We start from the raw sequence: 23,648 nt of genomic DNA on the forward strand, positions 1-23,648 counted from the left end.
GTGCCGAGAGTCCGCGCGCCCGGAGCGCGCCCGCATCCCATCCTTGACAGGAAGAGGCAGACGGAGATGAATTCCGCATCCACTCGCGGCACCCGTGCACTGGCCGCCGCCGCAGGCTTCGCCGCGGTCGCGCTCGTGCTGACGGGCTGCGCCGCCGGCGGGAACGACTCGTCCGGCGGCAGCGCCGGAGGGGCCCTGACCATCGGCACCACCGACAAGATCACGACGCTCGACCCCGCGGGCTCCTACGACAACGGCTCGTTCGCCGTGATGAACCAGGTGTTCCCGTTCCTGATGAACACCCCCTACGGCAGCCCGGACGTCGAGCCCGACATCGCCGAGTCGGCGGAGTTCACCGCTCCCACGGAGTACACCGTGAAGCTGAAGGAGGGACTGAAGTGGGCCAACGGCCACGACCTCACCTCCTCCGACGTGAAGTTCTCCTTCGACCGCCAGGTCGGCATCGCGGCCGAGAACGGCCCCTCCTCGCTCCTGGCGAACCTCGACAGCGTCGCGGCTCCGGACGACACGACCGTGGTCTTCACGCTGAAGTCCGAGAACGACCAGACCTTCCCGCAGATCCTCTCGAGCCCCGCCGGCCCGATCGTGGACGAGGAGGTCTTCTCGGCCGACGAGCTGACCGCGGACGCCGACATCGTCTCGGGCGACGCCTTCGCCGGCCAGTACACGATCGCGAACTACGACGTGAACAACCTCATCCAGTACAAGGCGTACCCGGACTACCAGGGCGTTCTCGGCGAGGCGAAGACGGACACCGTCAACGTCAAGTACTACGCGGACTCGTCCAACCTCAAGCTGGACATCCAGGAGGGGAACATCGACGTCGCGTTCCGCAGCCTCTCGGCGACGGACATCGACGACCTCCGCGGCAACGACACGGTCAAGGTCGTGGACGGCCCCGGCGGCGAGATCCGCTACATCGTCTTCAACTTCGACACCCAGCCCTTCGGCGCGACCACCGGTGAGGCCGACAGCGCAAAGGCCCTCGCCGTGCGCCAGGCCGTCGCCGACCTGATCGACCGCGACGAGATCGCCGACCAGGTCTACAAGGGCACCTACACCCCCCTCTACTCCTACGTCCCCGCAGGCCTGACCGGCGCGGTCGAGCCGCTCAAGTCGCTCTACGGCGACGGCAACGGCGCGCCCGACGCCGACAAGGCGAAGGCGACCCTCGAGGCCGCCGGCGTCACCGCTCCGGTCACCCTGAACCTGCAGTACTCGAACGACCACTACGGTCCGTCCTCGGGCGACGAGTACGCGCTGATCAAGGACCAGCTGGAGTCGACCGGCCTCTTCACCGTGAACCTGCAGACCACGGAGTGGGTGCAGTACTCGAAGGACCGCTCGAGCGACGTCTACCCGGCCTACCAGCTCGGCTGGTTCCCCGACTACTCCGACGCCGACAACTACCTCTCGCCGTTCTTCATCAAGGAGAACTTCCTCGCGAACCACTTCGACGACGCCGAGGTGCAGAGCCTGATCGCACAGCAGGTCTCGACCACCGACGCCGACGCGCGCACCGCGCTGATCGAGCAGATCCAGGAGAAGGTCGCGGCGCAGCTCTCGACCGTCCCCTACCTGCAGGGCTCGCAGGTCGCGGTCGTCGGCAGCACCGTGAGCGGAGCCGAGGACACCCTCGACGCCTCGTTCAAGTTCCGCTACGCGGCACTCAGCAAGGGCTGATCCACCCCCTCGCGGCCGGCGCCTCCCCGACAGGAGGCGCCGGCCGTTCTCCACGAAAGGCATCACGTGACGACAGCCACGACGGCTGCGGCGACGGCGCCCACCCGGCGACCGCGCGGCTCCGGGGGCGGACTCGGGCGCTACCTGCTCGTCCGCTTCCTGCTCATCATCCCCACCGTCTTCATCCTCGTGACGCTGGTGTTCCTCCTCATGCGCTCCACGGGCGACCCGATCACGGCGGCCCTCGGCGGCCGCCTGACCGCGGACCAGCTCGCCGAGCGTGTGGCCGCCGCCGGCTACGACCGGCCGCTGATCGTGCAGTACCTCGAGTACCTCGGCAAGCTGCTGACCGGCGACTTCGGCACCACTCTGAGCGACAACCGCCCCGTGACCGAGGTGCTCCTCACCTACGGCGCCGCGACGGTCGAGCTCGCCTTCTACGCCCTGATCGTGGCGTTCCTGGTCGGCATCCCGCTCGGGATGCTCGCCGCCTACCACCGCGACCGCACCCCCGACGCGGTGCTGCGCATCTTCGCGATCCTCTGCTACGCGACTCCGGTGTTCTTCGCGGGCCTGCTGCTGAAGCTGGTGTTCTCCGTCTGGCTGAAGTGGTTCCCCGTCGCCGGGCGCGCCTCGACGAGCACCGAGCTCTCGCTCCAGTTCCTCGAGAACAAGACCGGCATCTACCTGATCGACGCGATCCAGACCGGCGACCCGGCCGCGATCTCGGACGTGCTCTCTCACGCGGTGCTCCCCGCCGTCGCACTGGGCCTGCTCACCGCGGGCATCTTCCTGCGCCTGGTGCGCACCAACGTGATCGGCACGCTCGGCACCGATTACGTGGACGCGGCGCGCTCGCGCGGCGTCAGCGAGTTCCGGCTCGTCCGCACCCACGCCTACCGGCCGGCGCTCATCCCGATCATCACCGTGATCGGCCTGCAGATCGCCCTGCTGCTCGGCGGCGCCGTCCTCACCGAGACCACCTTCGAGTGGAAGGGCCTCGGCTTCCAGCTCGCCGAGTACCTCCAGGCCCGCGACTTCGTGGCCGTGCAGGGCATCGTCGCCCTGCTCGCCGTCATCGTGGCGCTGACCAACTTCATCGTCGACGTCATCGCGGCGCTCATCGACCCGCGAGTGAGGTACTGAGCATGAGCACCACCTCCCCGGCGCGTCCGCGCCGCCGCCTCGTCGACCGCGTGCCGGTCGTCCACCAGCTCCGGCAGAGCGTCGGCCTCCAGCGGGGGATGCTCGTCACCGGCCTGATCATCACCGGCGCGTTCCTGCTGGTGGCCCTGTTCGCGCCCCTCATCGCGCCCTACGGCTACTCGCAGCTGCGCTCGGGCGGCGAGTCGTTCGGCGCGCAGGAGCCGCCGAGCGCGGAGCACCTGCTCGGCACCACCGTGGGCGGCTACGACGTCCTCTCGCGAGTGATCTGGGGAGCGCAGACCGCGTTCCTCGTGATCGTCGTCGCCGTGGTCCTGTCGATCTTCCTCGGCGTCTTCCTCGGCCTCGTCTCCGGCTACCTCGGCGGCTGGCTCGACCGCGTGCTCGTCGTGATCTGCGACGCGATCTACGCGTTCCCGACCCTGCTGCTGGCGATCGTGATGTCGATCGTCATCTCCGGCGGGCAGTCGAACCTCTGGGCCGGCATCTTCGCCGCGGCGGTCTCGATCACCGTGGTCTACATCCCGCAGTACTTCCGCGTGATCCGGGCCGAGACAGTGCGGATCAAGGGCGACGCCTTCGTCGAGTCGGCGAAGGTCATCGGAGCGTCGACGCCGCGGATCATGTTCCGCCACGTCCTGCGGAACGCGACGCGCACGCTGCCGCTGATCTTCACACTGAACTCCTCCGAGGCGATCCTGACCCTCGCCGGCCTGGGCTTCCTCGGCTTCGGCATCGAGCCGACGTCGGCCGCGGAGTGGGGCTACGACCTCAACAAGGCGCTGTCGGACGTCACGAGCGGCATCTGGTGGACCTCGGTCTTCCCGGGCCTGGCGATCGTGCTCGTGGTGCTGGGCATCACCCTCGTGGGCGAGAGCCTGAACGACCTCGCCGACCCGCGCCTGCGCGGTCGGCGCGCGGTGGCCGCCGGTGCCGGCGACGTCGCCGCGACGTCCGTCGTGCCGGGCGGCGTCCTCGCCGCCGACGGCCTGGAGACGCCGGGGCACGACCCCGTCGCCGGAGTGGAGGAGACGCGATGAGCGACCAGCGCATCGTCCGGGACGCCTCAGCGCGTCCGATCGTGGACATCACCGACCTCGAGGTCGCCTTCGCGAGCGACCGCGGCGCCGTCCGCGCCGTCGCCGGGGTGAGCCTGCGCGTCGAGCGCGGCGAGGTCCTGGCGATCGTCGGCGAGTCCGGCAGCGGCAAGACCGTGACCGCGAAGACCATCCTCGGCCTCCTGCCCGAGACGGCCACCGCCTCCGGAGTGGTCCTGCTCTCGAAGAAGGACGGCAGCGCGGCGACCGACGTCGTCTCCGTGCCGAAGGCCCGCCTCCGGGAGCTGCGCGGCACCGACGTCGCCATGGTCTTCCAGGAGCCGGGCACCGCACTCAACCCGGTCTTCACGGTGGGCTGGCAGATCGCGGAGGGACTGCGCGCCCACGGCTCCGTCTCGAAGAAGGAGGCGCGCAAGCGCGCGATCGACGTCCTCCGCACCGTCGGCATCCCGGAGCCGGAGAAGCGGGTCGACTACTACCCGCACCAGTTCTCGGGCGGCCAGAAGCAGCGCGTCGTCATCGCGATGGCCCTGGTCCTGGATCCCGGCCTGATCGTCGCGGACGAGCCGACCACCGCGCTCGACGTGACCGTGCAGGCCGAGATCCTCGACCTGCTCCGCCGGTGCCGCGACGAGTTCGGCACCTCGATCGTGCTGATCACCCACAACATGGGCGTCGTCGCCGATCTGGCCGACCGCGTCGCCGTGATGTACCAGGGCGAGCTGGTCGAGGAGGCGACGGTCTCCGAGCTGTTCTCGGCGCCGAAGGCCGAGTACACGAGGAAGCTCCTCGCCGCCGTCCCGCACGTGGGCCAGGGCGTCGAGCGCGCCCGCGTCCGCGCCGTCGAGCGCGCCGAGGCCCCCGAGGCCGAGACGCTCGTCGCCGCCGAGGGCCTGCGGATCCAGTACCCCGGCCGGCTCGGCCGTCCCGGCTTCGTCGCGGTCGACGGCGTCTCGCTGCGCATCCGCGCGGGCGAGGTGCTCGGCCTCGTCGGCGAGAGCGGCTCGGGCAAGACCACCATCGGGCGTGCCATCGCGGGCCTGACGCCGGTGACCGGCGGGTCGCTGAAGGTCCTCGGCAAGGAGATGCGCGGCATCCGCGAGCGCGCCTTCCGGCCGGTCCGCGGCGACATCGGCTTCGTGTTCCAGGACCCGGCGTCGAGCTTCAACCCGCTGCTCACCATCGCGGAGTGCGTGGCCGAGCCGCTGATCGTGCACGGACGGGCCGGCGACGCCGCCGGGGCGCGCTCGCGCGTCGACGAGCTCCTGGAGGCGGTGCAGCTGCCCCGCTCCTACGGCGACCGCTACCCGCACGAGCTCTCCGGCGGCCAGCGCCAGCGCGCCAGCCTCGCCCGGGCCCTGGCCCTCGAGCCGAAGCTGCTGATCGCCGACGAGCCCACCTCGGCGCTCGACGTGTCGGTGCAGGCCCGCGTGCTCGAGCTGTTCGCCGAGCTGCAGCGCGAGTTCGGCTTCGCCTCCCTGTTCATCAGCCACGACCTCGCCGTGGTCGACCTGCTCGCCGACCGCATCGCGGTGCTCTACCGCGGCGAGCTGGTCGAGGAGGGGACGGGGGCGGAGGTGCTCGCTGCGCCGAAGCACCCCTACACGCAGCGCCTGCTCGCCTCCCTGCCCGTGCCCGACCCGGTCGAGCAGGCCTCGAGGCGCGATCTCCTGCGCAGCATCGTCGAGGCGGAGCGCCGGGCGTGAGCCGGACCGCCGAGGATCAGGCCCCCATCGTCGTCGACGACCTCAGCGTCGAGTACCCGCCACGCGGCATCAGCCGCCGGTGGACGGCACTGCGGGGAGTGAGCCTCCGCGTGGAGCCGGGGGAGGTGCTCGGGATCCTCGGCGGCAGCGGCTCGGGCAAGTCCACGCTCGCGCGCGTGCTCGGCGGCGACGGCCTGGGGCACGACGGCGGCCGCACGCGCCCGGTGATCATCGGAGGGGACGCGACGGTCGCGGGGCACCGCCTCCGCTCGCTCCCCGCCCGCGAGCTCAAGCGCTTCACCGTCGACGTCGCGCATCTCGCGCAGGACGCCGGTGCGGCCCTCCGCCCCGAGCTGACCGTCTCGGAGCTGATCGCCGAGCCGATCTTCCTCCGCGACCGCCACTACGACCCGAAGGCCGCGGCGGTGCGGGTGGCGACGCTGCTCGACTCCGTGCACCTGCCGCTGTTCCTGCTCGACCGCTACCCCTACGAGCTCTCCAGCGGCCAGCGCCAGCGCGTGGCCGTGGCCCGCTCGCTCGTGCTCGGGCCGAAGGTGCTGATCGCCGACGAGCCGACCTCGGGCATCGACGCGACAGTGCGCGAGTCGATCGTCGACCTCCTCGCCGATCTGCGGCGCCGGGAGGGATTCGCGGCCGTCGTGGTCAGCCACGACATCGATGTGCTGAGCCGGGCGACCGACCGGATCGCAGTGCTGGTCGGCGGCGAGGTCGTCGCGTACGGGCCGCTGCTGGAGGTTCTGATCGAGGCCCGGCACCCCTACGTGCGCGAGCTCGGAGCGGCCTTCGCCGAGTACGAGCGCTTCGACGCCTCCCGAGCGCAGCGCGTCGAGGCGGCCGACCAGTGACCGTCCCGCGCGTCGCGGTGCTCCCGCGGCCGAAACCGGTGTTCGCCGAGGCGGTCGAGTCGGGCGGGGGAGTGGTCGTCGGACTCGACGGGAGTCCGGACGCGCTGCTCTGGCTGTCCTACGGCCGCACGGACGAGCTGGCCGCTGTGCTGGAGGAGCACCCGTCGATCCGCTGGGTGCAGCTGCCCTGGGCCGGCGTCGACGTCTTCGCGCCCGTGCTCGCCGCGTCTCGCGCGGACGTGGTCTGGACCAGCGCCAAGGGCGCCTACGCGGAGCCGGTGGCGGAGCACGCGCTCGCGCTGGTGCTCGCCCTCCTGCGCTCGCTGCCGGAGCGGGCGCGCGCCGCGTCGTGGGGGCCGAAGAAGGCGGTCACGCTGCACCGCGCCTCCGTGGTGATCGTCGGAGCAGGAGGGATCGCTCGCGAGCTCCTGCGGCTGCTCGCCGTCTTCGACTGCCGGGTGACGATCGTCCGCCGCGGAGACGAGCCGGTGGAGGGCGCGGCCCGCACCCTGCCGGCGTCGCGGCTCGCCGAGGCCGCGGCGGACGCCGACGTGCTGGTCCTTGCCGCCGCCGCCACCGCGGGCACGGAGCGGATGGTCGACGCGGGTCTGCTCGCGCGGCTCCCCGCCCACGCCGTGCTCGTCAACGTCGCCCGGGGGAGCCTCGTCGACACGGACGCGCTCGTCGCGGCCCTCGCCGAAGGCCGTCTCGCGGGCGCCGCGCTCGACGTGACGGACCCCGAGCCGCTGCCGGACGGGCATCCGCTCTGGAGCGAGCCCCGGTGCCTGATCACGCCCCACAGCGCGGACACCCCCGAGATCACCGCGCCGCTCCTGGCCGAGCGCGTGCGCGCCAACGTGGCCGCCTGTGCCGCCGGCGGGCCGTTCGTCGGCCGCGTCGACCCGGGCTCCGGCTACTGAGTGCGCGCCCGATTTTGCGTTCGCGGAGAGTTTGCTAAAGTAGTACCGCGCTGATCGCCTCCGGGCGGTCGGATGATCCTCGATAGCTCAATTGGCAGAGCAATCGGCTGTTAACCGGTAGGTTCTTGGTTCGAGTCCAAGTCGGGGAGCGAAGGGTCCGGGACTCCACTCTCGGGCCCTTTTTTCGTGCCCGCGAGCGGTCGCCCTCGAGGGCCCACCCGCTCGGACCGACGATCGGAGGGGCGATGCGCGAGGACGTGCTCGCTCTCCTGCGCCGCCGCCCCGACGTCGAGGCGCCGGATCTCGTCGCCGTCGACGCCAGTGACCGTCTGCTGCTCGACCTCGCCGCCGATCGCGGCCGCCTCGCCGTGATCGGGGACGCCTACGGGGCACTGAGCCTCGGCCTCGCCGCCGACGGCCGTGCCGTGCGCGTCGTGCAGGACTCGATCACCGCCGAGCGCGCTCTCGCGCAGAACCTCGAGACGGTGCGGGGGTCGGGCGTCGATCTCGCGCCGATCGAGATCGTCGACTCCGTCGCGGAGGCCGTCCGCGACGCCGACGCGGTGCTCCTGCGCCTGCCGCGCTCGCTCGACGCGCTGGCCGCCGTCGCGGCCGGGACCGCACTCGCGAACCCGGCGGCGACCCTGATCGGCGCCGGCCGCATCAAGCACATGACCCGCACGATGAACGACGTGCTCGCCGTGCGCTACGAGCGGATCGACGTCTCCCTCGCCCGGCAGAAGTCGCGCGCCCTGCTCGCGAGCGGCGCGCTCCCCGACCAGCCGCCCGCGCCAGGGCCCGAGCGGCGCCGTCTGGACGAGCTCGACCTCGAGGTCGTCGCACTGCCGGGAGCCTTCGCAGGTGCACGACTGGACCTCGGCACCCGCGCCCTCCTCGCCGCCCTCGATCTCGACTCCCTCCCCGCGGGCACCGCACTCGACCTCGGCTGCGGAACCGGCGTGCTCGCCGCCGTGGTGGCCCGGGCCCGCCCCGACCTCGCCGTGACCGCGACGGACACCTCGCGTGCCGCGGTCGAGTCCGCCCGGGCGACTGCGGCGGCCAATGGGCTGGCCGTCCGCGTCCTCCGCGACGACAACGCCTCGACTCTGGAGGCGTCCTCCGTCGACGTCGTGCTCTGCAATCCGCCGTTCCACTCCGACGGAGCCGTCACCGACCTCGTCGCCCGGCGCATGCTGCGCGCGGCCGGCCGCGTGCTGCGCCCCGGAGGCGTGCTGTGGACGGTCTTCAACTCCCACCTCGCGCATCCGGCCGAGCTGCGCCGCGCGGTCGGGCCGACCACGGTGGTGGCGCGCGACCGCCGCTTCACCGTCACCCGCTCCGTGCGCTCCGACGGCTGAGTACGGCTCCGCAACCCCCTCCGCGGCCTCAGGTCCGCTGTCCGCGGCGCGGGTACGATCTCTCTCCGGCGCTCCTGTGCCGAACCCGTCCCGTCCCCCCGGAGGCCGTCGTGCTCGAAGTCGTCCTCGTCCTCGCCCTGATCGCCCTGGTCGCGGTCGTCGTGCTGTGGCGCCGCGCCGTCGGCGCCGAGCGCCGTGCCGCCGAGAGCCGTGCGGAGGAGGCGGCGCGCGTCGTCCGCCTCGAGCTGGCGGTCGGCGAGCAGGAGGCGAGGCTCCGCATCGTCGGCGAGCTCGAGCAGCTCGCGGTCCGCAGCGCCGCGCACGTCGTCGAGGAGGCCGAGAGCGTCCGTCTCACGATCGACCGCGACCCCGCCGCAGCCGCGCGGTCGGCGCAGCGTGCCGTGCGGGCGGCCGAGGCCTCGCTGGCGCAGCTGCGCCGCATCGCGACCGTCGCCTCCGTCGATCCGGGGGAGCTGCCGCGCACCGGCGGCTCCGTCCCCCTGATCGAGGGCGCCCGCGAGCGAGGCCTGAGCGTCCGCGAGGAGTCGTTCGGCGAGCCGTTCCCGCTGCAGGACGGCGCCGAGGTGGCCGTGCTCCGGGTGCTCGAGTACGCCTTCGACTCGGCGCTGGAGACCGGCGGCGCGGGGACCGAGGTCCGCATCAGCTCCCGATGGACGACCACCGGCCTCCGGGTGGAGGTCGACGACGACCGCGAGCAGCACGGCGCTGCGGAGCAGGACGCCAGCGCTCTCGAGGCGGATCTGCGCTCGCTCACCGAGCGCATCGACAGCCCCGCGCTCGCCGAGCTGCGCGAGCGGGCCGCCCTCTTCGGCGGTGACGTGACCGAGAAGCGGACGCCCGGCGTCGGCCGGAGCGTCACCGCCTCGTTCCCCGCGATCCGCCACCACAACGGCGTGCACGGGGTCGACCTGGCCTGAGTCAGTCCTCGAGGTGCTCCACGCCGGGCAGCCACGAGACGCCGGGGCCGCCCCAGCCGCGCTTCCGGGTGATCTTCGCGACCGGCTTGTGGTAGTCGTGCTCGAGGCGGTCGATGTAGAGCACGCCGTCGAGGTGGTCGAACTCGTGCTGGAACACGCGGGCGAACCAGCCGTCCGCGACGATCTCGAACGGCTCCTGCTCGAGGTCGACCGCGCGGAGGATCGCGCGCTCGGAGCGGCGGAGCGGGAAGCGCTCGCCGGGGAAGGAGAGGCACCCCTCCGACTCCGTGTCCTCGTCCGCCTCGCCGAGCGGGGTCGGCGTGACGAACAGCTCGGGGTTGATCGCGACGCCGCGGCGGGGGGTGCCGTCGTCGTCGGCGTAGTCGTAGACGAACAGGCGCAGCGGGACGCCGACCTGCGGGCCGGCGAGGCCGACTCCGGGGGCGGTGTCCATCGTCTCGAACATGTCGGCGACGAGGGTGCGCAGCGCATCGTCGAACTCGGTGACGGGGGCGGCGGGGGAGTGCAGGACGGGGTCGCCGGCGATGCGGATGGGGAGGACGGCCATGGTGGACAGGGTACCGCGGGGCCGCCGACCGGGTCCGCGAGGATCATCCGCTGGGCTCAGCCCCTCACCCGTGCGTCGGAGGACTCCCGGAGGCGTTCTGGGTAGGGTCGACCCATGCCCGCCGATCTCGCCGAACTCCTCAACGACCCGGCGAAGTTCATCGGCATCCCGATCGCTCTCGTGGGCGCGGTGTTCCTCTCCCTCGGCGCGCAGTTCCAGCACCGGGGAGTGGCGAAGGTGGAGCGGTTCTCGAAGCGCTCCGGCTCCTCCGGGCTCAGCGGCGGCCAGCTGGTCGCGCTGCTCTCGCGCCCCTCGTGGGTGATCGGCACCCTGCTCCTGGGTCTCGCGATCGTCTTCCAGCTGACGAGCCTCGGCTTCTCCCCGCTCATCGTGGTGCAGCCGCTCGGAGCGGTGGCGCTCGTGATCACCGCGGTCGTCAACGCGCGGGTCAGCCGGGTGCGCCTGAACGCGGCGTCGATCCGGGCGATCGTGCTCTGCGTCGGAGGCGTCGGCACGTTCGTCCTCGTAGCGGCGTTCAACGCGGTCGACAAGTCCATCCAGACGCCCGAGCTCATCACGATCCTCGTGATCCTCGCCGTGGTGCTCACGGTCTTCGTCGTCGCCTTCCGCGTCTTCCGCCGCGGAGCGAAGGCGATCTTCTACATCGTGGGCGCCGGAGTGGTCTACGGCTTCGTCGCGACTCTCGCGAAGGTCGTGCTCAACCGCATCAAGTACGGCGAGTTCGACCCGCTGACGGTGGTCTGCATCGTGGCGCTCCTGGCCGCGACCGCGCTCGGCGGGTACTTCGTTCAGAACGCCTACTCCTCCGGCCCGCCGGACCTCGTCGTGGCGGGCCTCACCGTCATCGACCCGCTGGTCGCCGTCGCGATCGGCATCGTCGTGCTCGGAGAGGCGCAGTACGCGGCCCCGTGGGCGATCCCGCTCTTCATCGCGGCCGGTGCCGTCGCCATCTACGGCGTCTTCCTCCTCGCCAAGCACCACCCGCAGGCGCGCTGACGGCGCGGGATCCCGAGTGGTGAGGACTCCTCTGCCTACAATGGGCCCGCGCCGAGAGCCACGAAACCGACCGACCTCCGCCGATCGCTCCCTTCTCTCCCCGAGCGGCACGACACCGATAGGACCTCCCGTGTCAGATCCCCGCGACGCGTCCCGACCGGGATCGCCCGACTCCCGACCGCTGACGGTCGTGATCGGCTGCGACACCTTCGCTCCCGACGTGAACGGAGCCGCGAAGTTCGCCGAGCGCCTCGCCGCCGGTCTCGCGCAGCGCGGCCACGAGGTCCACGTCGTCGCCCCCTCGGCCGACGGCTGGAGCGGCACCCGGGTCGAGACGCACGAGGGCCAACGGATCATCGTGCACCGGCTCTACAGCTGGCGCTGGTACCCGCACGACTGGCTGCGCTTCGCGATGCCGTGGCGCATCCGGCAGAACAGCGCGCGCATCCTCGACGAGGTGAAGCCCGACGTCGTGCACTTCCAGTCGCACATCATCGTCGGCCGCGGCCTCGGGATCGAGGCGGCCAAGCGCGGCATCCGCATCGTCGGCACGAACCACTTCATGCCCGAGAACATGCTCGAGTTCACCCTCCTGCCGAAGGCCGTGCAGGCCAAGGCCGTGGCAATGGCGTGGCGGGCCGCGCGCCGCACCTTCGGCCGGGCGGAGGCGGTCACCACGCCGACCCGCAAGGCCGCGCAGTTCCTCGAGAAGTACACGGGCCTCCGGGGCGTCCACGCCATCTCCTGCGGCATCGACGCCGACAACTACACGCCCGACTTCTCGGCCCGCGCCGGCGACTCGATCCTCTTCGTCGGCCGCGTGACCGGCGAGAAGCACATCGACGTCCTGCTCCGCGCCGTCGCCCTGCTCGATCCGGCGCTCGACGCGAAGCTCGAGATCGTCGGCGGCGGCGACCAGATGCGCAACCTCCAGCAGCTCGCCGCGACCCTCGGCATCGCCGACCGCGTGCGCTTCACCGGCTACGTCTCGGACGCCGAGCTCAAGGAGGCGTACACGCGCGCCACCGTGTTCGCCATGCCGTCCATCGCCGAGCTGCAGAGCATCGCGACGATGGAGGCGATGGCCTCGGCCCTCCCCGTCGTCGCCGCCGACGCGATGGCCCTCCCGCACCTCGTCCACGACGGCGAGAACGGCTACCTCTTCGCGCCGGGCAGCGCCGAGGCCCTCGCCGACCGCCTCACCGCCGTGCTCACGGCCGACCAGGAGGACCTCGAGGCGATGAAGCGCGCCTCCCTCCAAATCGTCGCCGCGCACGACATCAACCGCACGATCAGCACCTTCGAGAGCCTGTATCGTGGGGAGCCGGTGGCCGATCCGGCCTCCGACGCAGCGTCCGCACCCGCCGCCACCTGACGGCCGCTCGGACGGCCGCCGCGGGGCGTTAGCTCAGCCGGTCAGAGCAGCGGACTCATAATCCGTCGGTCACGGGTTCAAGTCCCGTACGCCCTACTCGATAAGCCCTGGTCAGGCGATACATCTCGCAAATCGTGTGGGCTTCATGGCCCTCGCGTGGGGCTGACGTGGGGCAGTGTGGTACGACATGACGAGACAGCGAGGTGTCCGTGATTCCGATTCTCGACGAGATTGAAGGGGCGCTCAAGGCGCGTCTTTGGTATCTGGCGCTCACGGGTGCTCTTCTTGTGCCGGACATCTGCGCTGCGCTCGGTGATACGTCCGGCAAAACCAATGAGAACAAGTACATTCGTTGGGTTCAGGAGAACCAGGTCGACGACCTATGGCGACACCAGGACATCGTCAAGAACCTGTACAAGTACCGCAACGCGGTAGTGCACCAGTCCCGCTTGGATCCAGGCCATCAACCTCACGTGCCTCGTCTCATGTTCTTTCAACCCGGGCAGGATCCCGGTGAGCAGCAGGTGAGCATCCACGGCCCGCGGTTTGTAGCGGCCGATGGATCGTCTATCGGTATGTCAATCGATCTCGAAATCTTCTGCAGGACAATGGTTGATTCAGCCCGCCAGTGGCTTGGCCGTAACTCCCATAACCAGATCGTGCTCGCCAACATCCAAGGAACAATTCGCAAGCATCCGGGTTCTGAGTTTCCGGTATTCTCCGGCATCTCGCAGCCCTTCTACGCGTAGACCGTCGACACGCAGCATTTGCTCCGCGTGTCCCTCTGCAGTATCAGTGGCGCCGCCCGTCGCGGCCTCGCAGCTGCCCCTCGGTGTCGCCCTCCCAGACGTACATGTAGCGCCCGGTGGTCGGGTTGGTGACGACCTCTCCGCCGCGCCAGAGGAGCAGCCAGGGCGCCTCCTCGCCATGGTCGCGGTACGCCTCGACCGCCGTGTCGAGGTAGCCGGTCGGCCGGTGGGGATGGTTCGGGTCGTACTTCGTTCCCATCACCCAAGAGTGCGGCCGACCACTGACACCGGACGTCGTAGGCTCAGCCCATGCAATCAGGGGGAACACTCGTGCCAGGTCGCATCCCGTCCCTCGACGGACTCCGCGCCGTCGCTATCGCCGTCGTCGTGTGGGGGCACGCAGGCTTGCCGACGCCCATCAAGGGCTCGACGGGCGTCACCCTGTTCTTCTTTCTCAGCGGCTACCTCATCACGCACCTGATGCGTGTGGAAGCCGAGCGGCGCGGACGCATCTCGCTCCGAGACTTCTACCTCCGCCGGACTCGCTCTACCTCGTCCTCGCAATCGCCATCATCCTCTCGCTCGCCGGTGTCCTCCCCTCCGAGATGTCACCTGTAGGAGCGCTCAGTGGCGGCACGTTCTGGGCGAACTACTACATCGTTTTCGAGGGGCGCACCGGGCTCCCCGCCGCGATGAACGCTCTGTGGTCCCTGGCCGTCGAGGAGCACTTCTACCTCCTCTTCCCCCTCGTCTACATCGGACTGCGCCGGCTCGTGCCGCGCCCCCTCCATCAGGTGATCGTGCTCGTCGCCGTCTGCCTCACGATCATGCTGTGGCGCGTCTACCTGTCCTCGCACGGCGCCAGCTGGGACCGGCTCTACCTCTCCACCGACACGCGCGCCGACGCTATCCTGTGGGGATCGATCATGGCGATCGGCGCTAACCCGATGTACCGCGAGATCCGGGCGCCCCGGCAGCGCTGGGCCCTCCCGCTGATCCTCGTCGGCAGCTTCGTCGCGTTCTACGCCGTCAGCCTCGCTCCCAACGATTTCGGCATGACGGTCGGTTACACATTGCAGAGCATCGCCCTCTTCGGCATCTTCGCCGCCGTGATCCTCGCCCCGGACTCGATCGCCGGTCGGGTCCTGAACTGGCGGCCCGTCGCGTTCCTCGGGGTGCTCTCGTACACCCTCTACCTCGCGCACCGACCGGCCCTTGAACTCGCCGAGCGCTACCTGCCCCTTCCTCACCTCGCGGCCGTCGCCGTCGGTGTTGTGGCAGCCGTCGCCTTCGCGTGGGCGGTACACATCGTGATCGAGAAGCCCCTCGAGCGAGCTAGGAAAAAGATCAGCCACACGAGCCCGCTGCCCGAGAACGCACAGAAGACCCCCTCGCCGCTCCCGTAGGAGGGCGAGGGGGCGTTTCGTCGTTGCGCTCATTAGGGCAGGAAGCGGAAGTTGTCGAAGCGGACGATGCGGTCGCTGCGGCCGATGAATCCGAAGCGGGTGTTGGTGCTGCCCGACGGGTTGGGGACGGAGTGCACGGTGACGCCGTTGATCTTGAACACGAGCGCGGTCGCTGAGCTGTCGACCGAGAGGACATCTCCCGCGGTCGGTGCCGTGGTTGAGGTCCACAGGTTGACGTACGCCCCATCGACGCGCCGGTTCACCTTGTAGACGTTTGCGGGGGCGGTGCCGGTCGTGGTCTTGTCTAGGAGGAGCACGTACTGGGTCTGCGTGGTGGGCGAGGCCAGTGCCACGAGTCCGCCGTACGCGTCACCGGTCGCGGCGATCGCGGCGATCGTGACGGAGGCGACACCGTAGGCGGTGCCGGCGTCGATCATCGCGTTCCCGGTGCTGCTGGAACGGGACAGCGCCGAGCTCGAGCTGATCCCCCACGTGACCGGTCCGGTGCCGGTGGCGATCATGGTCTCCCACGTCTTCTCGCCCTGCTCGGTCGCTCCGAGCGTGGTAGTCGAGTCGGGACGGTTGAAGCTGTCGACGACCTCGACCTTGGGGACGAACTTCGGAAGGGTGAGGTCGGTGAACGCGACGGGCAGGGTCTGCCGGTATCCGGTGGGCATCAGGCTGTAACTCCCAGGTTGTCGGTGATGAAGCCCGCGGTCGCGGTCCTCGTGTTGGCGAGCGCCGCGATCGCAGCCCGCTACGGCGACCGCCTCGCCGCCGATCGATCCGACCCCGAGCAGGACCTCGACGACAGGACCCCATGACACACCGCCCAGCCGGCACGTACGACCCGTACGAGCACGCGGACCGGCTGGGCATTCCCGTCCTCCACGGACGGATCCGCTCCGCCAACGGCCTCTGGCTCCCCGACGAGCGCGTCATCATCCTCAAGCGCGGCCTCCGCGCCTGGCATGAGCGCCAGACCCTCGCCCACGAGCTCGGCCACGTGTGCCTCGGCCACTGCGAGACCACGCCCCGTATCGAGCGCCTCGCCGACCGGTGGGCGGCCCGGAAGCTCATCGCCCCTGACCACCTCGCCGATGTCGCCCGCATGAGCCCCGACCCCGGCGTCTGGGCCCTCGAGCTCGGCGTCACCGACCACCTCCTCGAGCTCTATCTCCGAGACCACCGCACCGCATAGGAGCACACCCCCATGGCATGGACCGAGCAGCTGCCCTCCGGCCGGTTCCGCGGCGTCTACCGCCTCCCCGACGGGAAGCGCCGATCGGCCGGCACCTACGTCCAGGAGAAGCAGGCGCTCAAGTCCGCGATGGCCGCCGAGGTCGACGCCGCGAAGCTCGGCTGGCGCGACCCCGACGCGGCGAAGCGCACCTGGGCGGCCTGGTCCGAGGAGTGGTGGCCGACCCGCAGCGTCGAGCCAGGCACGCTCGCCCGCGACCTCTCACGCCGCGACGGCCGGCTCATGCCTCGCTGGCGCGACGTGGCGCTCGTCGACATCACCCGGCACGACATCCGGGCGTGGGCGGTCGAGCTGGCCGCGGACGGCCTCGCGGCGACCACCGTTCAGCGATGCGTGCACCTGCTCTCGGCGTCGCTCACCGCGGCCGTCGACGCGCAGATCATCACGCACAACCCGGCCTACCGCCTCCGGCTCCCCGTCGGCGCGCAGGCGACCGAGCGGTACCTCACCCGGAAAAAGGCAGCGCACCTGCTCGACGAGTTCCCGAAGAAGAGCCTCGACCGCGCGCTCGTGTCCCTCCTCGTCGGCGCCGGCCTCCGATGGGGCGAGGCGGCCGGTCTGCAGGTGAACCGCGTCGACCTCGGCCGCGGCGTGCTGCGCGTCGTCGAGGTCTGGGACGACAAGTCCCGCGCGCTCAAGCTCTACCCGAAGGGACGGAAGGTCCGCGACGTCCCGCTGCCCGACTGGGTCGTCAAGCGCCTCCGACCGCTCGTCGCCGGACGCCGCAGTGGCTACGTCTTCGACGTCGACGGGCACGTCCTCGACTACTCGAACTGGCGGCGCCGCGTCTGGCTGCCCGCCCTCGACGCCTCCGGCATCGGCGCAACCCGGATCCACGACCTCCGGCACACCTACGCCTCCTGGCTCATTCAGGACGGCGTCTCGATCGAGGAGGTCGGCCGGCTCCTCGGGCACGTCTCGCCGATGACGACGAGGAAGTACGCGCACCTCGCGGACACCCCGCGGGACGCCGTGCTCGCCGCGCTCTCCGAGCCGACGAAGCGGAAGAAGAAGCCGGGCCGTGGGGCGGACGTGGGGCACGAGGCCGCTACGGCTGACATCCGTCCGCTGCGATTGGTTGTCGACCAGTCGGCCTGAGATCCGCGCCAGCAGTGGGATCGAGAGCGGTTCGCTCTAATCGGCTCTCCACCGCTTCTCGTCGCTATCTGTTCCGGATCACACTCATAATCCGTCGGTCACGGGTTCAAGTCCCGTACGCCCTACTCCGCTCCACCCGCGGTGGTTCCTTCTCTCCAGCGCCGGGTCGGGCCTCCACCTGATGTCGTTCTCGTCGGAGCGGACGGTCCGGCCCCGTCAGGCCGACGGGCCGTGCCTCAGGACGCCGCCGACGCGGTCCTCGCCGGCACGCCGACCGCGGACGAGTCGGAGGCGACGTCGCGGACGACGACGGCGCCGGCTCCGACCCGCACACGGTCGCCGACGGTCACGTCCCCGACGATCGTCGCGCGGGCGCCGATGTAGACGTCGTCGCCGATGACGGGCGTCCGACCCTTCGACTCGCCGATGGTGACGCCGTGGTAGATGAACGCGTTCCTTCCGATCACCGTGCGCGGGTGCAGGATCACACCGCGGCCCCAGTGGGGGAGCCGCAGGCCGGGCCCGACCTGAGCGGCCGGCGGCAGCTCGGCTCCGACGATCATGCGGATCCAGACGAGATCGACCAGGCGGTAGACGAGGTGGAGAGGGAGCCGGGTCCTCCGAGAGCTCGAGTACTGCCCGAGTCGGAGGACGAGGACGGTGAGCCGGTCGGAGGCGTGGCCCTTGGCGGCCAGGTCCGCGCGGACGACGGCTCGGAGTTCGGCGAGATCCATGCTCCCAGTCTGAGTGGGAGCCTCGCGGGTGAGGGCGGGCCGTCGGAGATCGTCCGGGGCGTGGCGAGCATCCGCGAGCGGACGACACGGTGGCGCGATGCGCTAGCACGTCCCGACGCGCCGCGCCCGTACTGGCCGCTCCCCGCTCGACGTGATTGCCTGATCCTGTGCCTGATCTTCCGATGTTCCCGCTCGGCTCCGTGCTCCTGCCGCACATGCCGCTCCCGCTCCGGCTGTTCGAGCCGCGGTACCTGCGGATGCTCGGCGACGTCCTCGAGGACGAGACCCTCGCGTTCGGCGTCGTGCTCATCGAGCGCGGCCAGGAGGTGGGCGGCGGCGACCAGCGGTTCGCGGTCGGCGCCCGCGCGCGCATCCTGAACATCGACGGGGCGGAGTCGTTCGTCACGCTCGACTCCGTGGGCGAGGAGCGCTTCGAGGTCGTCCGCTGGTACGAGGACGACCCGTACCCGCGCGCCGAGGTCCGCCTGCTGCCCGATCTGGAGTGGGACGAGAAGCACGCCCCCGCGCTGGCTGCGGCGGAGTCGGCGGTCCGCACGGCACTGGCGGTCGCGAGCGAGTTCGTCGAGCAGCGCTACGGCGCGGTCGTCGAGCTCGCCGAGGATCCGGCCGCGCACGCTTGGCAGCTCGCCGGCGTCGCACCGGTCACCGAGCTCGACCGCCTCGCGTTCCTCCGCAGCTCCACCATGGAGGAGCTGCTGGAGTCGGTCCGGGAGCGCTCCGCCGAGGCGACCGAGTCGTTCCGCGCCGGCTGGGCCTGAGCCCCGTCCCGGCGTCCCACGACGAGCCCGTCAGTCCTCGAGGCTGACGCCGCGCTCCTCCGCCAGCTTGACCAGGTCGTCGACGACCACGAGCGCCATCCGCACCGAGCGGTCGCGGCGGTACTCCTCGTCGTCCGGGTCGATCCGCGAGGTGCGGTCGAGGGTCTCCTCGATCGACTGCGCGAGCTCGCGCCACGCGTCCTGACGGGCGTCGTCGACGAGCGTCGCGAGGTACTCCTCGTCCTGCGCCCGCCTGTGGAGGGAGTCGGCGACCAGGAGCGAGAGCCGCTCGCGGTGGTCGAGGTTGTCGACGTCGGCCGAGCGGTAGTCGTGCACGTGGTCGGAGCGGCCGCCCACCGAGGTCACGTCGGCGGCGATGCCGCGCAGGCGCTCGGCGGCTGCCTCGGACTCGCGCGCCAGCTTCTCGAGCTCCTCCGCGGCGACGACGGAGTAGCGGCCCGAGTCGAAGGGGACGTCAGCACCGAGGCCGTCCATCAGCACACGGTTCTTCACGGCCATCCGGCTCGCGTACTGCGCGAGCATCAGGCCCTCCTCGGCGGCCTCCTCGACGGAGGCGGGCTCGCGCGACGGGTTCTCATCGGGGTCGTACGGCTCCATCTTGAACCTGCGTCGACGCCGGAACCACACGTGCGTCACCTACATCCCGGAGCAGGCGCCCCGCCCGCCGGAGCACCTCTTCGAGAGTACCCGGCGGGCGGGCGCCGTGGTCGGCGGCTCAGGCCTCGCGCCAGTCGTCCTGCCGGAGGTGGGAGCCGGCCTGCGGCCCCATCTGCAGCATCCCGCCGTCCACGACGTACGAGGATCCGGTGATGTAGGAGGCGGCGGGAGAGGCCAGGAAGGCGACCACCGCCGCGATCTCGCGGGCGTCGCCGGGGCGGCCAAGGGGGATGCCGGGGCGGTCGATCGTGACGGGGTCCACATCCTCGGCGTCGTTCATCGGCGTCGCGATCTCCCCGGGGGCGACGGCGTTGACGGTGATGCCGAGGGAGCCGAGCTCGAGTGCGGCCACCTTCAGCAGGCCGCCCAGCCCGTGCTTGGCAGCGGTGTAGGCGACGGAGCCGACCCGCGGCTGGTGCTCGTGGACACTGGTGACCGCGATGATCCTGCCGCCCGTGCCCTGGGCCGCCATGCGCCGCGCGGCGCGCTGGAGGCAGACGAACGCTCCGTCGAGGTTCAGGGCGACGGTCGAGCGCCAGCTGTCGAGGCTCTGCTCGAGGAAGGGCTCGCCTCCGCCTCCGCCCGCATTGCTGACGGCGACGTCGAGCCCGCCCAGTCGATCCGCGAGGTCGTCGATCACGTCGCCCGCGCCCTCCAGATCCGTCGTGTCGAGGCGCGCGATCTCGGCGCGCCGGCCGAGGGAGCGCACCTCCTCCGCCGTGCCCTGCGCGCCCTCCTCGTCGCTGTGCCAGGTGATGCCGACGTCCATGCCCGCCTCGGCCAGTGCCACCGCGGTCGCCCGGCCGATGCCGGAGTCAGAAGCGGTCACCAGTGCACGGGTGGGCCGGAAGTCTCGAGGTCCCTGGGTCATGTCGTCTCCTGTCTCGATCGGGCCGCCGATCCGGCGGACACGGGTCGATCCCATCAGGGGATCCGACGCGCTCGGGAGCCGGTTGACAGGTCCGGGCTCGCGCGAGACGCGTGGCGGTGTCCCCGCTGAGCGCCCCGATCGCGTTGACTGGGCGGATGGATCACCGGCGCATCTCGGTCGTCGTCCCCGTGAAGGACGACGCCCGCCACCTCGAGCAGCTGCTCGAGCTCCTCCGCGAGCAGACGCTCGCTCCGTTCGAGATCGTCGTCGTCGACGACGGGAGCACCGACGACAGCGCCGCCGTCGCGCGAGCGGCGGGCGCGCGGGTGGTGCGGCACGACGGAGCCGGGATCCCGGCGAGCACGGCGCACGGCTTCGACGAGGCGCACGGCGACGTCCTCGCACGGCTCGACGCCGACTCCCGCCCGGGACCCTACTGGCTGGCGCGCCTGGCCGGCCACTTCGCCGATCCCGAGGTCGGAGCGGTGACCGGTCCCGGACGCTTCGACGAGCTCGGCCCGATCGCCCGGGTGATCGCGCGGGTCGCCTACATGGACGCCTACTTCGTGCTGATGGGGTCGGCGCTGGCCAACTGGCCGCTCTTCGGCTCCAACTGCGCCGTCCGCCGGTCGGCGTGGGAGGAGATCGCGGAGGAGATGCACCGGCACGACGCCTACGTGCACGACGACGTCGAGATCAGCGTGCACCTGGGACTCCGGCACCGGATCGTGCTCGACCGCCACCTCGAGGTCGGCATCTCGGCCCGCCCCTTCGGCGCCTTCGCCGACATGCTCCGCCGGTTCGACCGCGCTCTGCACACGCTGGCGCGGCACCCCGGGATGGGGTCGTCCCTGCAGCGCTGGACGCACCGGGTGCGCCGCACCCACCGCGACCGCCTGCGAGCGACGGCCGCGGCGCGCCGCTCCGGCTGACGACGAGAACCGACGGCGCCGCCTGACGGCTAGGGCTGGGCCGCGTCCGGCCGGGCCGCGTCGGGCTCGGCCTCCGCCGCCCGATCCTCTCCGGGCGCGGGGCGCCCCTCCTTCGGCATCGCCCAGACCGCGGCGAGCATGCCCACGGCGAGGACCGTGAGCGCGATGCAGACGAAGCGGGTGCCCTCGGCGAGGTCCGCCGGTGCGGGGACGCCGCCGCCCGCCTTCGCGTTCACGATCGCGCCGAACACGGCCACGGCGACGGCGCTGCCGATGTTGCGGGCGAAGAAGTTGGTCGAGGAGACCACTCCGCGCTCGTTCCAGTCGACGCTCGACTGCGCCCGGATCAGCGTCGGAGTCGCCACGAGCCCCATGCCGGCGCCGATCAGCACGCAGAAGCCGGCGATCTCCCACAGCGTCGAGGAGGCGCCGAGCAGGATGGTCAGCGCCGTGCCGATCACGACGAGCCCCGCTCCGAGGAAGCCCGTGTTGCGGAAGCCGATGCGCAGGTAGAGCCGGCCCGACAGGCTCGCCGCGACCGGCCAGCCGAGCGTCATCGCCGCGACGGCGAAGCCCGCGCCGAGGGCGGAGCTGCCGAGCACGCCCTGCGCGAAGGTCGGGAAGTACGAGGTGACGCCGAGCGTGATCGCGCCGACGGTCACCGAGACCAGGCTGGTCGAGATCAGCACGCGCCGCGTGAGGACCCAGAGGGGGAGCACCGGGGCGGCAGCTCGCCGCTCGATCGCGACGAAGCCGGCGAACGCGAGGGCCGAGACGACGAACACGCCGACTCCGGCGGGGGAGAGCCACGGCCAGGCGCTGCCGCCCTCGAGCAGCCCGAGGATGAGCAGCGCGGTGCCCACGGCGAGCACGGAGGCGCCCGCCACGTCGATCCGCTGCTTCTCGCCCCGCGTGGTCTCGCGGAAGCTGCGGATCAGGAGGAACGCCGCCAGGAGGCACAGGGGGATGTTGACGAGGAAGATGCCGCGCCAGGCGCCCAGGTCCGAGAGCACGCCGCCGAGGGTCGGCCCGACGACAGAGGAGATGCCCCAGACGCTCGCGAGGTAGCCCTGGGTCTTCGCACGCTCGGCGACCGTGTAGATGTCGCCGGCGATGGTGATGCCCATCGGCTGGATCGCTCCGGCCCCCAGGCCCTGCAGGGCTCGGAACGCGATCAGCGCGGGCATGCTCCAGGCGAGGCCGCACAGGAGCGAGCCGACCAGGAACAGGGCGATGCCGATCAGCATGATGGGCTTGCGCCCGATCACGTCGGCGAGCTTGCCGTAGAGGGGGACCGAGACCGCCTGGGCCAGCAGGTAGATCGAGAACAGCCAGGGGAACTGCTCGAAGCCCCCCAGGTCGGCGACGATGGACGGCACGGCCGTCGAGAGGATCGTGGCGTCGAGGGCGACCAGAGCGGTCGAGATCATCAGGGACAGCAGGATCGGGCCGCGCTCCGAGCGCAGTCCGACACTCGCGCGGGTGGGGGCGTCGGTCACTCTGCCCAGGCTATTCCATAGCCGGGGGATGGAAGCGGGGCGGAGAGGATCCGCTCCGGGGCTCGGTAGACTGGCGGCATGGAACTCGTTCTCTGGCTCGTCGTGTCCGCCATCGCCGGTGTCGGCCTCGTCTCCGGAGTCGCGGCTCTCATCGCCATGACGCGGGCGCCCTGGTCGGCCGACAAGTAGCCGCCCGGCTGGCCTCGCGCCGGCACTACTCGTAGATCCGCACCACGCTCCACTGCGGCTCCGTCGACGCGACCACGTCGAGCACGAACGCTCCGCCGGTCGCGAGGTCCGTCGCCTGGAAGCGCCAGCCGCCGATGCTCACCGGTGTGCGCCCGAACGTCGGCGGGAACCCCTCGAGGGGCGCCCACCACTCGCTCGTGCAGGTCCACACCGTCGGCCGGTCGGTCACCCGGTAGCTCCCGCCCCGCCACTCGAGCGCGATCGGCACTCCCTCGCCGTCGGTCGAGACCAGCGCCGTCTCGTCGATCACCGCCATCGTCGTGCTCCCGTTCACTCGCCGGACCCGGTTGGCCGTTCGAACATGTGTTCGATAGTCTGCGAGTGTACGCCGCGGCGCTCGTGCTCGCCACGGCCGCGGATCGACCGGTGGGAGGCGCGATGATCGAGTGGAGTCCGCTCCAGATGCTGCGCAGCAGCGGGCAGGACGAGTGGGTGATGGTCGACGCCCTGCGCACCGGCCGGATCGGCCTGGTGCGCCGCATCGAGACCGGCCCGTACCGCGAGACCTGGTTCCGCGCGGTGACCTGGGCGGCCGAGCCGGAGAGGCGGACGCTCGTGGGCTACTCCCGCTCGATGGACACCATCGCGGCCGCCCTGTGGGCCCATCAGCCGCCGACGGCGCAGGAGAAGCCCTTCCCCGGCTACCCGCCCTCGCGGCCGTCGGCGTGACTCCTTCAGCGAGAGGGGGCCCTGCCGTCCCCACGACGGCGGCCTCCGT

Annotated in this window: 25 protein-coding genes, 2 tRNA genes and 1 pseudogene; 20 read left to right on the top strand and 8 right to left on the bottom strand. The window is 71.3% G+C overall.

Features of this window, described 5'->3' with window-relative positions; translation table 11 throughout:
- Window positions 1-66: 66 nt before the first annotated feature.
- The 9 genes from C5C36_RS07810 to C5C36_RS07850 all read left to right on the top strand — a co-directional run bounded on the left by C5C36_RS07810 (window position 67) and on the right by C5C36_RS07850 (window position 9,714).
- Window positions 67-1,704 (top strand): ABC transporter substrate-binding protein, encoded by a 1,638-nt coding sequence (locus tag C5C36_RS07810; RefSeq protein WP_104223443.1) that lies wholly within the window; start codon window positions 67-69, stop codon window positions 1,702-1,704.
- A gap of 66 nt (window positions 1,705-1,770) precedes the next feature.
- On the top strand, window positions 1,771-2,850 hold the full coding sequence (locus C5C36_RS07815; protein ID WP_104223444.1) for an ABC transporter permease: 1,080 nt from the start codon (window positions 1,771-1,773) through the stop codon (window positions 2,848-2,850).
- Window positions 2,851-2,852: 2 nt separating this feature from the next.
- Window positions 2,853-3,908, top strand: coding sequence for an ABC transporter permease (locus C5C36_RS07820; protein WP_104309527.1), 1,056 nt, complete (start codon window positions 2,853-2,855; stop codon window positions 3,906-3,908).
- Window positions 3,905-5,632 carry an ABC transporter ATP-binding protein gene (locus C5C36_RS07825; RefSeq protein ID WP_104309528.1) on the top strand — a complete coding sequence of 576 codons (1,728 nt, stop codon included), beginning with the start codon at window positions 3,905-3,907 and terminating at the stop codon, window positions 5,630-5,632. Before C5C36_RS07820 ends, C5C36_RS07825 begins: the two co-directional genes overlap by 4 nt.
- Window positions 5,629-6,498 carry an ATP-binding cassette domain-containing protein gene (locus C5C36_RS07830; protein ID WP_258060485.1) on the top strand — a complete coding sequence of 290 codons (870 nt, stop codon included), beginning with the start codon at window positions 5,629-5,631 and terminating at the stop codon, window positions 6,496-6,498. Before C5C36_RS07825 ends, C5C36_RS07830 begins: the two co-directional genes overlap by 4 nt.
- Window positions 6,495-7,418, top strand: a complete 924-nt coding sequence (locus C5C36_RS07835) for an NAD(P)-dependent oxidoreductase (RefSeq protein ID WP_258064092.1) — start codon at window positions 6,495-6,497, stop codon at window positions 7,416-7,418. Before C5C36_RS07830 ends, C5C36_RS07835 begins: the two co-directional genes overlap by 4 nt.
- A gap of 76 nt (window positions 7,419-7,494) precedes the next feature.
- A tRNA-Asn gene (locus C5C36_RS07840) sits at window positions 7,495-7,567 on the top strand.
- A 96-nt stretch (window positions 7,568-7,663) separates the two neighbouring features.
- Window positions 7,664-8,776, top strand: coding sequence for a class I SAM-dependent methyltransferase (locus C5C36_RS07845; protein WP_104297521.1), 1,113 nt, complete (start codon window positions 7,664-7,666; stop codon window positions 8,774-8,776).
- 110 nt (window positions 8,777-8,886) lie between these two features.
- Window positions 8,887-9,714: a hypothetical protein gene (locus tag C5C36_RS07850; RefSeq protein ID WP_104223449.1), complete on the top strand. Its 828-nt coding sequence runs from the start codon at window positions 8,887-8,889 to the stop codon at window positions 9,712-9,714.
- A gap of 1 nt (window position 9,715) precedes the next feature.
- Here C5C36_RS07850 and def read toward each other — a convergent pair whose 3' ends face one another.
- Complete coding sequence (gene def / locus C5C36_RS07855) at window positions 9,716-10,282, bottom strand: peptide deformylase (protein WP_104223450.1); 567 nt, start codon at window positions 10,280-10,282, stop codon at window positions 9,716-9,718.
- Window positions 10,283-10,396: 114 nt separating this feature from the next.
- Between def and C5C36_RS07860 the strand changes: the two genes are divergently transcribed.
- From C5C36_RS07860 to C5C36_RS07875, 4 genes are all read left to right on the top strand, one after another.
- Entirely contained in the window at window positions 10,397-11,299 is a 903-nt protein-coding gene (locus C5C36_RS07860) for a DMT family transporter (RefSeq protein ID WP_104234188.1), read from the top strand.
- A 130-nt stretch (window positions 11,300-11,429) separates the two neighbouring features.
- Window positions 11,430-12,674: a glycosyltransferase gene (locus C5C36_RS07865; RefSeq protein ID WP_258063521.1), complete on the top strand. Its 1,245-nt coding sequence runs from the start codon at window positions 11,430-11,432 to the stop codon at window positions 12,672-12,674.
- Window positions 12,675-12,696: 22 nt separating this feature from the next.
- A tRNA-Ile gene (locus C5C36_RS07870) sits at window positions 12,697-12,770 on the top strand.
- Between the two features lie 113 nt (window positions 12,771-12,883).
- Window positions 12,884-13,423, top strand: a complete 540-nt coding sequence (locus C5C36_RS07875) for a hypothetical protein (protein ID WP_146082405.1) — start codon at window positions 12,884-12,886, stop codon at window positions 13,421-13,423.
- Between the two features lie 43 nt (window positions 13,424-13,466).
- Here the strand turns inward: C5C36_RS07875 and C5C36_RS07880 are convergent, their stop codons facing one another.
- Complete coding sequence (locus tag C5C36_RS07880) at window positions 13,467-13,682, bottom strand: hypothetical protein (protein WP_104297524.1); 216 nt, start codon at window positions 13,680-13,682, stop codon at window positions 13,467-13,469.
- Window positions 13,683-13,732: 50 nt separating this feature from the next.
- Between C5C36_RS07880 and C5C36_RS18255 the strand changes: the two genes are divergently transcribed.
- Window positions 13,733-14,041: an acyltransferase gene (locus C5C36_RS18255; RefSeq protein WP_104297535.1), complete on the top strand. Its 309-nt coding sequence runs from the start codon at window positions 13,733-13,735 to the stop codon at window positions 14,039-14,041.
- A pseudogene (locus C5C36_RS07890) lies at window positions 13,984-14,829 on the top strand (acyltransferase family protein); the annotation flags it as partial. The gene C5C36_RS18255 and the pseudogene C5C36_RS07890, both read left to right, overlap by 58 nt.
- Before the next feature lie 32 nt (window positions 14,830-14,861).
- Here C5C36_RS07890 and C5C36_RS07895 read toward each other — a convergent pair.
- Entirely contained in the window at window positions 14,862-15,506 is a 645-nt protein-coding gene (locus tag C5C36_RS07895) for a hypothetical protein (RefSeq protein ID WP_104297526.1), read from the bottom strand.
- Between the two features lie 143 nt (window positions 15,507-15,649).
- Here C5C36_RS07895 and C5C36_RS07900 point away from each other — a divergent pair, with 143 nt between their 5' ends.
- Both C5C36_RS07900 and C5C36_RS07905 read left to right on the top strand, forming a co-directional pair.
- The gene (locus tag C5C36_RS07900; protein WP_104297527.1) at window positions 15,650-16,030 is read left to right on the top strand and encodes an ImmA/IrrE family metallo-endopeptidase; all 381 of its coding nucleotides are present in this window, start codon (window positions 15,650-15,652) and stop codon (window positions 16,028-16,030) included.
- A gap of 12 nt (window positions 16,031-16,042) precedes the next feature.
- A complete protein-coding gene (locus C5C36_RS07905; RefSeq protein ID WP_104309529.1) occupies window positions 16,043-17,188 on the top strand; it encodes a site-specific integrase in 1,146 nt (381 codons plus the stop codon).
- Window positions 17,189-17,424: 236 nt separating this feature from the next.
- On the opposite strand, the gene C5C36_RS07910 is transcribed toward C5C36_RS07905, so the two are convergent.
- Window positions 17,425-17,922, bottom strand: a complete 498-nt coding sequence (locus C5C36_RS07910) for a DapH/DapD/GlmU-related protein (protein ID WP_104309530.1) — start codon at window positions 17,920-17,922, stop codon at window positions 17,425-17,427.
- Between the two features lie 167 nt (window positions 17,923-18,089).
- On the opposite strand from C5C36_RS07910, the gene C5C36_RS07915 reads away from it, so the two are divergent.
- Window positions 18,090-18,701: an LON peptidase substrate-binding domain-containing protein gene (locus C5C36_RS07915; RefSeq protein ID WP_244229436.1), complete on the top strand. Its 612-nt coding sequence runs from the start codon at window positions 18,090-18,092 to the stop codon at window positions 18,699-18,701.
- 30 nt (window positions 18,702-18,731) lie between these two features.
- On the opposite strand, the gene C5C36_RS07920 is transcribed toward C5C36_RS07915, so the two are convergent.
- Both C5C36_RS07920 and C5C36_RS07925 read right to left on the bottom strand, forming a co-directional pair.
- Window positions 18,732-19,319 carry a hypothetical protein gene (locus C5C36_RS07920; RefSeq protein ID WP_104223455.1) on the bottom strand — a complete coding sequence of 196 codons (588 nt, stop codon included), beginning with the start codon at window positions 19,317-19,319 and terminating at the stop codon, window positions 18,732-18,734.
- 118 nt (window positions 19,320-19,437) lie between these two features.
- The gene (locus C5C36_RS07925) at window positions 19,438-20,250 is read right to left on the bottom strand and encodes an SDR family oxidoreductase (RefSeq protein ID WP_104226704.1); all 813 of its coding nucleotides are present in this window, start codon (window positions 20,248-20,250) and stop codon (window positions 19,438-19,440) included.
- Between the two features lie 155 nt (window positions 20,251-20,405).
- Here C5C36_RS07925 and C5C36_RS07930 point away from each other — a divergent pair, with 155 nt between their 5' ends.
- On the top strand, window positions 20,406-21,182 hold the full coding sequence (locus C5C36_RS07930; RefSeq protein ID WP_104309531.1) for a glycosyltransferase family 2 protein: 777 nt from the start codon (window positions 20,406-20,408) through the stop codon (window positions 21,180-21,182).
- 29 nt (window positions 21,183-21,211) lie between these two features.
- Here C5C36_RS07930 and C5C36_RS07935 read toward each other — a convergent pair whose 3' ends face one another.
- Window positions 21,212-22,612 (bottom strand): MDR family MFS transporter, encoded by a 1,401-nt coding sequence (locus C5C36_RS07935; protein ID WP_104260996.1) that lies wholly within the window; start codon window positions 22,610-22,612, stop codon window positions 21,212-21,214.
- A 283-nt stretch (window positions 22,613-22,895) separates the two neighbouring features.
- A complete protein-coding gene (locus C5C36_RS07940) occupies window positions 22,896-23,204 on the bottom strand; it encodes a hypothetical protein (RefSeq protein ID WP_104226677.1) in 309 nt (102 codons plus the stop codon).
- Window positions 23,205-23,251: 47 nt separating this feature from the next.
- Here C5C36_RS07940 and C5C36_RS07945 point away from each other — a divergent pair, with 47 nt between their 5' ends.
- Window positions 23,252-23,599 (top strand): hypothetical protein, encoded by a 348-nt coding sequence (locus C5C36_RS07945; protein WP_104260982.1) that lies wholly within the window; start codon window positions 23,252-23,254, stop codon window positions 23,597-23,599.
- Window positions 23,600-23,648 lie beyond the last annotated feature (49 nt).

It is taken from the genome of Rathayibacter sp. AY1G1 (assembly GCF_002932095.1).
Lineage (GTDB): Bacteria > Actinomycetota > Actinomycetes > Actinomycetales > Microbacteriaceae > Rathayibacter.

What these genes read in the sequence shown, in the direction of transcription:
- C5C36_RS07880 (WP_104297524.1), bottom strand. Translation starts at nt 13,682, where the DNA reads ATGGGAACGAAGTACGACCCGAACCATCCCCACCGGCCGACCGGCTAC.
- C5C36_RS07895 (WP_104297526.1), bottom strand. Translation starts at nt 15,506, where the DNA reads ATGCCCACCGGATACCGGCAGACCCTGCCCGTCGCGTTCACCGACCTC.
- C5C36_RS07920 (WP_104223455.1), bottom strand. Translation starts at nt 19,319, where the DNA reads ATGGAGCCGTACGACCCCGATGAGAACCCGTCGCGCGAGCCCGCCTCC.
- C5C36_RS07820 (WP_104309527.1), top strand. Translation starts at nt 2,853, where the DNA reads ATGAGCACCACCTCCCCGGCGCGTCCGCGCCGCCGCCTCGTCGACCGC.
- C5C36_RS07905 (WP_104309529.1), top strand. Translation starts at nt 16,043, where the DNA reads ATGGCATGGACCGAGCAGCTGCCCTCCGGCCGGTTCCGCGGCGTCTAC.
- C5C36_RS07860 (WP_104234188.1), top strand. Translation starts at nt 10,397, where the DNA reads ATGCCCGCCGATCTCGCCGAACTCCTCAACGACCCGGCGAAGTTCATC.
- C5C36_RS07845 (WP_104297521.1), top strand. Translation starts at nt 7,664, where the DNA reads ATGCGCGAGGACGTGCTCGCTCTCCTGCGCCGCCGCCCCGACGTCGAG.
- C5C36_RS18255 (WP_104297535.1), top strand. Translation starts at nt 13,733, where the DNA reads ATGCAATCAGGGGGAACACTCGTGCCAGGTCGCATCCCGTCCCTCGAC.
- def (WP_104223450.1), bottom strand. Translation starts at nt 10,282, where the DNA reads ATGGCCGTCCTCCCCATCCGCATCGCCGGCGACCCCGTCCTGCACTCC.
- C5C36_RS07810 (WP_104223443.1), top strand. Translation starts at nt 67, where the DNA reads ATGAATTCCGCATCCACTCGCGGCACCCGTGCACTGGCCGCCGCCGCA.
- C5C36_RS07935 (WP_104260996.1), bottom strand. Translation starts at nt 22,612, where the DNA reads ATGATCTCGACCGCTCTGGTCGCCCTCGACGCCACGATCCTCTCGACG.
- C5C36_RS07930 (WP_104309531.1), top strand. Translation starts at nt 20,406, where the DNA reads ATGGATCACCGGCGCATCTCGGTCGTCGTCCCCGTGAAGGACGACGCC.
- C5C36_RS07925 (WP_104226704.1), bottom strand. Translation starts at nt 20,250, where the DNA reads ATGACCCAGGGACCTCGAGACTTCCGGCCCACCCGTGCACTGGTGACC.
- C5C36_RS07900 (WP_104297527.1), top strand. Translation starts at nt 15,650, where the DNA reads ATGACACACCGCCCAGCCGGCACGTACGACCCGTACGAGCACGCGGAC.
- C5C36_RS07910 (WP_104309530.1), bottom strand. Translation starts at nt 17,922, where the DNA reads ATGGATCTCGCCGAACTCCGAGCCGTCGTCCGCGCGGACCTGGCCGCC.
- C5C36_RS07825 (WP_104309528.1), top strand. Translation starts at nt 3,905, where the DNA reads ATGAGCGACCAGCGCATCGTCCGGGACGCCTCAGCGCGTCCGATCGTG.